9 protein-coding genes and 1 pseudogene are annotated in these 7404 nt (G+C 63.9%); 7 read left to right on the top strand and 3 right to left on the bottom strand.

The window, feature by feature from the left end; genetic code table 11:
• From WAO18_RS22450 to ahcY, 5 genes are all read left to right on the top strand, one after another.
• On the top strand, positions 1 to 682 hold a 682-nt coding region (locus tag WAO18_RS22450; RefSeq protein ID WP_422208435.1), incomplete at its 5' end, for an alkane 1-monooxygenase.
• Positions 682 to 858 carry a rubredoxin gene (locus WAO18_RS22445; RefSeq protein WP_422208436.1) on the top strand — a complete coding sequence of 59 codons (177 nt, stop codon included), beginning with the start codon at positions 682 to 684 and terminating at the stop codon, positions 856 to 858. The genes WAO18_RS22450 and WAO18_RS22445, both read left to right, overlap by 1 nt.
• Positions 855 to 1037: a rubredoxin gene (locus WAO18_RS22440; RefSeq protein ID WP_422208434.1), complete on the top strand. Its 183-nt coding sequence runs from the start codon at positions 855 to 857 to the stop codon at positions 1035 to 1037. The genes WAO18_RS22445 and WAO18_RS22440 overlap by 4 nt, the downstream gene beginning before the upstream one ends.
• Before the next feature lie 71 nt (positions 1038 to 1108).
• A complete protein-coding gene (locus tag WAO18_RS22435) occupies positions 1109 to 1768 on the top strand; it encodes a TetR/AcrR family transcriptional regulator (RefSeq protein WP_422208433.1) in 660 nt (219 codons plus the stop codon).
• A gap of 95 nt (positions 1769 to 1863) precedes the next feature.
• Positions 1864 to 3336, top strand: coding sequence for an adenosylhomocysteinase (gene ahcY / locus WAO18_RS22430; protein ID WP_422208432.1), 1473 nt, complete (start codon positions 1864 to 1866; stop codon positions 3334 to 3336).
• Positions 3337 to 3390: 54 nt separating this feature from the next.
• Here ahcY and WAO18_RS22425 read toward each other — a convergent pair whose 3' ends face one another.
• The 3 genes from WAO18_RS22425 to WAO18_RS22415 are packed head-to-tail and all read right to left on the bottom strand — an operon-like array spanning position 3391 to position 5418.
• Complete coding sequence (locus WAO18_RS22425) at positions 3391 to 3807, bottom strand: hypothetical protein (RefSeq protein WP_422208431.1); 417 nt, start codon at positions 3805 to 3807, stop codon at positions 3391 to 3393.
• Between the two features lie 25 nt (positions 3808 to 3832).
• Positions 3833 to 5107: a PPE family protein gene (locus WAO18_RS22420; protein WP_422208430.1), complete on the bottom strand. Its 1275-nt coding sequence runs from the start codon at positions 5105 to 5107 to the stop codon at positions 3833 to 3835.
• An 11-nt stretch (positions 5108 to 5118) separates the two neighbouring features.
• Entirely contained in the window at positions 5119 to 5418 is a 300-nt protein-coding gene (locus tag WAO18_RS22415; RefSeq protein ID WP_422208429.1) for a PE family protein, read from the bottom strand.
• A gap of 826 nt (positions 5419 to 6244) precedes the next feature.
• Between WAO18_RS22415 and WAO18_RS22410 the strand changes: the two genes are divergently transcribed.
• Complete coding sequence (locus tag WAO18_RS22410; RefSeq protein WP_422208428.1) at positions 6245 to 6919, top strand: hypothetical protein; 675 nt, start codon at positions 6245 to 6247, stop codon at positions 6917 to 6919.
• Positions 6920 to 7054: 135 nt separating this feature from the next.
• Positions 7055 to 7404, top strand: a pseudogene (locus WAO18_RS22405) (hypothetical protein); the annotation flags it as partial.

Here is a 7404-nt window from a genome sequence, read left to right as displayed (position 1 = left end):
CTTCTACATCGAGCACAACCGCGGCCACCACGTGCGGGTCGCCACCCCGGAGGACCCCGCGTCGGCGCGCTTCGGCGAGACGTTCTGGGAGTTCCTGCCGCGCAGCGTGTTCGGCAGCCTGAAGTCCGCATGGGAGCTCGAGGCCAAGCGGCTCGATCGGGCAGGCAAGAGCAAGTGGCACTGGTCCAACGACGTGCTCAACGCATGGGCGATGTCGGTGGTGCTCTACGGCGCGCTGATCGCGGTGTTCGGCCTCGCGCTGATCCCGTACGTGGTGATCTCCGCGGTGTTCGGCTTCACGCTGCTCGAGACCGTCAACTATCTCGAGCATTACGGGCTGCTGCGACAGAAGACCGAAAGCGGCCGCTATGAGCGGTGCACGCCGGTGCACAGCTGGAACTCCGACCACATCGTGACCAACCTGTTCCTGTACCACCTGCAGCGGCACAGCGACCACCACGCCAACCCGACGCGGCGGTACCAGACACTGCGCAGCATGGACGGGGCGCCGAACCTGCCGAGCGGCTACGCGTCGATGATCGGGCTGACGTACTTCCCGCCACTGTGGCGCAAGGTGATGGACCACCGGGTGCTCGAGCACTACGACGGCGACATCAGCCGGGTCAACATCCAACCGCGTCTTCGGCAGAAGGTGCTGGCGCGCTACGGCGCCGCGGCGTGATGGCGACCTACCGCTGCCCGGGCTGCGACTACGTCTACGACGAAGCCAAAGGCGCTGAGCGGGAAGGGTTTCCGGCGGGAACCCGCTGGGATGAGATCCCTGACGACTGGTGCTGCCCGGACTGTGCAGTTCTCGAGAAGACCGACTTCGAACAATCAACGGAGGCAACGAAATGAACGACTACAAACTCTTCGTGTGTGTGCAGTGCGGTTTCGAGTACGACGAGGCCAAGGGCTGGCCGGAAGACGGCATCGCGCCCGGCACCCGCTGGGACGACATCCCCGAGGACTGGAGCTGCCCGGACTGCGGCGCGTCGAAGTCCGACTTCGAGATGGTGGAAGTCGCCCGCGCGTGAGCCGGTCCAGCGCGACTGTGCCGCGCGCCGCGATACGCAGGAGTGGCGCGACAGGCGTTAGGGTCGCGCATATGCGAAGGGTCCCGTACGCCGAGGCGTCGCGGGCCCTTCTGCGTGACTCGGTACTCGACGCGATGCGCGAGCTGCTGGGGAGCCGCGACTGGTCGGCGATCACGCTGGCCGATGTGGCCCGCGCCGCGGGCATCAGCCGGCAGACCATTTACAACGAGTTCGGCTCGCGGCAAGGTCTGGCCAAGGGCTACGCGCTGCGGCTGGCCGACCGCCTGGTGGATGCCGTCGAAGACGCCATCTACGCCAACGTCGGCGACGTCTATGCCGCTTTCCTGCAGGGATTCCGGGCGTTCTTCGCCGACTCGGCCGCCGACCCGCTGGTGATCTCGCTGCTGACCGGAGTGGCCAAACCCGATCTGCTGCAAATCATCACCACCGACAGCGGGCCGATCATCACGCACTGCTCGGCCCGCCTGACAACGTCGTTCATGAACAGCTGGATGCGAGCCAGCGAGGAGGACTCCGGGATGATCGCCCGCGCGATCGTCCGGCTCGCGATGAGCTACGTGTCGATGCCGCCGGAGGCCGACCACGACGTGGCCGCTGACCTGGCACGACTCATGACACCGGCAGCCGAGCGCTACGGTGAGTTTCGAGAAGACTTCCAGTCGGAGACCCGGGGTGGGACCACCGGCGAGGGCGGCGAAGCCAAAGAATAGGCTTGGCGTCGCGACTGACCTCAGATCGCGGCCGAAAACGCGTCGCGACTAATATGTAACAAAGCTAATTAGTTGACCGGAGGAATGGGTAGTAGATGACGACGACCGAACAGCAGCTGACCCCCGACGTGGTGAACGGGCTCGACTTCAAGGTGGCCGACCTGTCGTTGGCCGACTACGGTCGCCGCGACATCGAACTCTCCGAGCAGGAAATGCCCGGTCTGATGTCGCTGCGCCGCGAATACCACGACGTCCAGCCGCTCAAGGGCGCCCGCGTCTCAGGTTCGCTGCACATGACCGTGCAGACCGCGGTGCTGATCGAGACGTTGACGAGCCTCGGTGCTGAAGTTCGATGGGCTAGCTGCAATATCTTCTCCACCCAGGATCACGCCGCCGCCGCGGTGGTCGTCGGCCCGCACGGCACCCCCGAGAAGCCGCAGGGTGTGCCGGTGTTCGCGTGGAAGGGCGAGACCCTCGAGGAGTACTGGTGGGCCGCCGAGCAGGTTCTGACCTGGCCCGACGAGCCGGCCAACATGATCCTGGACGACGGCGGCGACGCCACCATGCTGGTGCTGCGTGGCGCGCAGTACGAGAAGGCGGGCGTGGTTCCGCCGGACGAGGAAGACGATTCGGCCGAGCACCGGGTGTTCCTGAACCTGCTGCGCGAGCGCTTCGAGACCGACAAGGACAAGTGGACCAAGATCGCGGAGTCGATCAAGGGTGTTTCCGAGGAGACCACCACCGGCGTGCTGCGGCTCTACCAGTTCGCCGCCGCCGGCGAACTGGCGTTCCCGGCGATCAACGTGAACGACTCGGTGACCAAGTCGAAGTTCGACAACAAGTACGGCTGCCGGCACTCGCTGATCGACGGCATCAACCGCGGCACCGACGTGCTGATCGGCGGCAAGAAGGTACTGATCTGCGGGTACGGCGACGTCGGCAAGGGCTCGGTGGACTCGCTGGCCGGCCAGGGCGCGCGGGTGACCGTCACCGAGATCGACCCGATCAACGCGCTGCAGGCGCTGATGGAGGGTTACGACGTCAAGCGGGTGGAGGACGTGATCGGCGAGGCCGACATCGTCATCACCACCACCGGCAACAAGGACATCATCACCCTCGAGCACATGAGGGCGATGAAGGACAAGGCGATCCTGGGCAACATCGGCCACTTCGACAACGAGATCCAGATCTCGAAGCTGGAGAAGTCCGGTGCCACCAAGGTCAACATCCGCCCGCAGGTCGACCTGTGGACCTTCGGCGACACCGGTAAGTCGATCATCGTGCTGTCCGAGGGCCGGCTGCTGAACCTGGGTAACGCGACGGGCCACCCGTCCTTCGTGATGAGCAACAGTTTCTCCAACCAGGTCATCGCGCAGATCGAGCTGTGGACCAAGAACGACGAGTACGACAACGAGGTCTACCGGCTGCCCAAGCACCTGGACGAGAAGGTGGCGCGCATCCACGTGGAAGCCCTCGGCGGCGAGCTGACCAAGCTGACCAAGGAGCAGGCCGAGTACATCGGCGTCGACGTCGACGGCCCGTACAAGCCGGACCACTACCGCTACTGAGCTGCCCGCTCTGCAGGGCCCCGCTGCCCGTCTAGGGGTTTGACGGCCAGCGGCTTACGCCTTTTCCAACGTGAACGATATCGGGTTGGTCGGACCTGGGACCCCAAGAGGACATCCGACGTTGTCATAGCCAGTCGACTTGCCTCTGAGGCTGGTCGGGTTGAACGTCAGCGTCATGTCGCCATCGTGTCTCGATCCGTCTTTGCATCGGACCGAGTTCGGCACGTTCTGCTGCATCAGGGTCCATTCACCGCGGATGAGGTGGAAATCGCCCTGCCAACCATCGTCGCCGGTCGCATGGAGGCAGCCCTGTCCACATGGTGTGAGGGTCCACTGAAAGGTGTCGTCAACGTATCCGTCCCGGTGGTCGAACACCACGTTGTATGTTCCGACCGGGTCGGTGGCGTTCGCGGTTCCCACAGCGGCGAACATGGCCGTCGCAAAAACAGCCGCCGTACCGAATCTTTTCATTGGCTTCTCATTTCGTGAGCCGGATTTATCCGGGGGGCGGCGGAGGCGGTATCACGACTATGGTCGCCCCGGGGATCCCCGCCAGGGTCGCCGCGAGGTTGGCCGCGACGTCCGCCGGTATGCCCGCCGCTGAGATCTCGACCGGGACCGTCGAGGGGAACGCCACGTTGGGCGCCACCGGCGTCGCGGCGCGCGCCGCTGCTGGGGTCGGCTTGTTCGCCGCCACCACGGTTGCTGCGGGACCTTTGTTTGCCGCGGGGGTCGTCGCGGCTGCGCTCGCGGCAGGGGCGCCCCGGGAAGCAAGACCCGCCATAGAGGTCCCGACCACACTCGCCAACGCCATGCCGGTGTAGGGGCTGTCTGCGGTGGTTTGGCTGTTTTGCATGATTATCGGGGCGGTGCCTGGGAACGCCGCGGCGATCTGACGCACTGCCAGCGGGGTGGCCCAGGACGGCGGCACCGAGAGCCCGCCGATCGAGCTGGCCCGGCCGGTGAGCGTGGACACCGCCGCCCCATTCCCAATCCTGGACACAAGCCCCCCCGTCCCCGGATTGGGTTGGCCTACCGTAGCCAGTTCCACCGGCGGACCGGTTTCGCCGCGATGCTGATCCGTCAGCCCCACCGCCCCTTGGCCAAGGATGGCACACGAGATTCCCAGCGACGCAAGCGAAATAAGGTTCAGGCTGACGAGGACCCCATCACCTATTGTGCCTATCGCTGCGGCCGGCGCGGCAGCTTGGGCGACCGTGCCGGCCTGGCCCGCGAGCCCGGCCGGGTTGGTGGTCTGCGGCGGCGCAGTGAACGGCCTTAACGTCGTCGATGCCTCCGAATCGGCGGCATAGCCTTGCATTGCGGCGCTGTCCTGAGCCCACATTTCGGCGTACTGCGCTTCGTTGGCCGCGATCGCCGCGGTGTTTTGTCCGAGAATGTTGGTCGCGATGAGCATCATCGTCAGGCTGCGGTTGGCCGCGATCACCGGCGGCGGCACGGTCATCGCGAATGCTGCCTCATAGGCGCTGGCCGCGGCCATTGCCTGTGCGGCGGCCTGCTCGGCCTGTGCGGCGGTAGTGCTCATCCAAGTCGCATAGGGCGCGGCCGCGGCCGCCATCGACGCCGACGAAGGACCCAGCCACTCTGCCCCGGTGAGCCCCGAAATCACCGACGAGTAAGAGTCCGCCGTGGAGCCCAATTCGGTGGCCAGCTCATCCCAGGCCGTCGCCGCGGCCATCAACGGTCCCGAGCCGGGACCCGAATACATTCTGGCGGAGTTGATTTCGGGTGGTAATACGCTGAAATCCATTGCGATACTCATTAGCTGGCTGCCAATGTGTTGGCGGCCTCGGTGGCCGCATACGACAGCGCACTGGACTGCAGCATGGCCACGAACTGGTCGTGAATCGCTGCGGCCTGGGCGCTGACCGCCTGATACATCTGGCCGTGCATCGCGAACTGCGACGCCGTCACCGCCGACACCTCGTCGGCGGCGGCGGGTACCACCCCGGTGGTCGGGGCGGCCACTGCGGCGTTCTGGGCGGTAAATGCCGAGCCGATACTGGCAAAATCGCCGGCTGCCGTGCTCAGCATTTCCGGCTGTGTGGTCACGAAAGACATGGACTTCTCCTTCAGGAAATGTCCGACCGAGATACGTTCTCGGGCCACCGCTGAATGCTGTCCGGTGCGCCGATTACGTCTTCGCACGTGAGCCGAAGGCATAAGTGAGGCGATGGGGCGTCGACCGATTCAGGCAGCGAAAATGATGTCAGGGCCGGATCGGAGTGAAACGATCATCGATTTCCGCTAGCTCGGATGTGACTATTTTCCCAGTCGCACCACCTCCTCACGCCCAACGTGCAGATGGAAGTGTCAGCAGCAGAATTGTACGAAAACACACGAAAAAAAGAGCCGAGACAGGAAGAAACGGGTGTGCCCGCGCGCGAATAAGGCCGAACTTGTTGAAGCCCTCGTCCTCATCGATGTCAGTGGGGTAAAGCCGTGTTACCAACGGGGGAGGAAACACCGCCGCGGTGGCGGCAGTTCTGAAACCGCTGACACCCGCTCTGCGCTCGCCATGTGTGCAGAGAATCAAGGGCCTTTGGCCCAGTCCCCAGGCCGTGAGACGCCAGTCTGCGTCACCCTTTATGAAGCGCACGGCCTCGGTCCGCAGGAATAATTTGGGACCTTCCGCAGGAATTTGGCGGGATATCAGTTGCCGCGCTATCGGTGCAGGTCTTGGGTGCGATTTCACGCTGATCAGTATCAAAAGTACTGGTCTGCAAGGAATCTCGCGTGTGGACAGGCTCCGACAGCTACGGAAAGCAGCCAGCGGCGAATGACGGTGCGAATTGGCACTCGTCTGAAATTGCTCGGCCGATGTATCGGCCGAGGACGGCTGGTCGAAAGCCCGCGTGCCGCGCAAGCCCGATGAGAGGATGACACCATGACAATGGCGTCTCAGCCCAGCCCTCGCCTATTGACGACACCCCGTGCGGCCGCATTGGCCGGTGTGTTGTTCGCCCTGCTATTTGGTGCCGTGCTGATCTTAATCCGAACTAAAATGCCTGAGGGCGTGCAGGGTTCGACTGAGTGGCTGACAAGTCGCCGCAGAGGGATCGCGACCGCAACGGTGTTGATGCCCTTTGCCGGCATCAGCTTCCTGTGGTTCATCGGCGCGGTGCGCGACGGCTTGGGGCGTTACGAAGACCGCTTCTTCTCGACGGTCTTCCTGGGTAGCGGTTTGCTGTTTTTGGCGGTGATGTTCGTTTCAATGTCGGTGGCCGCCGGTCTGGTGGCGACAGACACGCGCGTGACGGACCCGGCCGCTCATGCTGAGATGATCGATCTCGGAAAGATGGTTGTGTTGTCGTCGACCAAGACCTATGCGGTCCGGATGGCCGCGGTGTTCATGATGTCGCTCGCGACGATCTGGTTGAGGACGCGCTTGATGCCACGCTGGCTCGTTGGCCTCAGCTATTTTGCTGCAGTCGCCGTGCTTCTCGCAAGCGACCTCAGCATGTGGGTGACGATGACGTTTCCCGGATGGGTGCTGGTGGTTAGCGGCTTGTTATTGGTCCGTGCTGGGCTGTTCGAGGACCTCAGGGGTGGCGACCATTGACCGACGGGTGCACGCGGATGAAAGGCGACGAAATGATCGTTGGCTAGCCAATTTGTCGTCGGCCAAGGCGGGATGTCGGCGACGCCCGGAGCGTAGTGTTCACGCTGACAGTACAAAGGAAGCCTGAGGATGCCGATGAGCGAGCATGACTGGAGCAAGCCGGCGGCGATAGCCATTCCCAAAGAGGGCTTCTTCGAGCTCGAGCGCGGCAGGTACGGTCCTATCTATCCGAGAACTCCTGCGTGCTACGGCTTTTCGATCATTGCGAAGGTCAAAGAGGGGCGCGAAGAGGCCGTCCGCGCGTACGGCAAGCAGATCGAAGAAGCGATTGCAGGGAGTCCCGACGTGCTCGCGCCGTTGCGCCTGCACTACTTGCGGTGGGTATTGTTCGACGTCGGTTCGGGACTGCACTTTCAGTACCAGGGCATCTTCGACACCGATTTCGACAAGTACACCGAGGATGCGGTGGCGCTGTTCAGCGCGAC

The sequence above is a fragment of the Mycobacterium sp. genome (genome assembly GCF_049278535.1).
Lineage (GTDB): Bacteria > Actinomycetota > Actinomycetes > Mycobacteriales > Mycobacteriaceae > Mycobacterium.
The sequence above is the reverse complement of the archived record's forward strand: the minus strand, read 5'-3'. Positions and strand labels throughout refer to the sequence as shown.

What these genes read in the sequence shown, in the direction of transcription:
- WAO18_RS22445 (WP_422208436.1), top strand. Translation starts at nt 682, where the DNA reads ATGGCGACCTACCGCTGCCCGGGCTGCGACTACGTCTACGACGAAGCC.
- WAO18_RS22440 (WP_422208434.1), top strand. Translation starts at nt 855, where the DNA reads ATGAACGACTACAAACTCTTCGTGTGTGTGCAGTGCGGTTTCGAGTAC.
- WAO18_RS22435 (WP_422208433.1), top strand. Translation starts at nt 1,109, where the DNA reads ATGCGAAGGGTCCCGTACGCCGAGGCGTCGCGGGCCCTTCTGCGTGAC.
- ahcY (WP_422208432.1), top strand. Translation starts at nt 1,864, where the DNA reads ATGACGACGACCGAACAGCAGCTGACCCCCGACGTGGTGAACGGGCTC.
- WAO18_RS22425 (WP_422208431.1), bottom strand. Translation starts at nt 3,807, where the DNA reads ATGAAAAGATTCGGTACGGCGGCTGTTTTTGCGACGGCCATGTTCGCC.
- WAO18_RS22420 (WP_422208430.1), bottom strand. Translation starts at nt 5,107, where the DNA reads ATGGATTTCAGCGTATTACCACCCGAAATCAACTCCGCCAGAATGTAT.
- WAO18_RS22415 (WP_422208429.1), bottom strand. Translation starts at nt 5,418, where the DNA reads ATGTCTTTCGTGACCACACAGCCGGAAATGCTGAGCACGGCAGCCGGC.
- WAO18_RS22410 (WP_422208428.1), top strand. Translation starts at nt 6,245, where the DNA reads ATGACAATGGCGTCTCAGCCCAGCCCTCGCCTATTGACGACACCCCGT.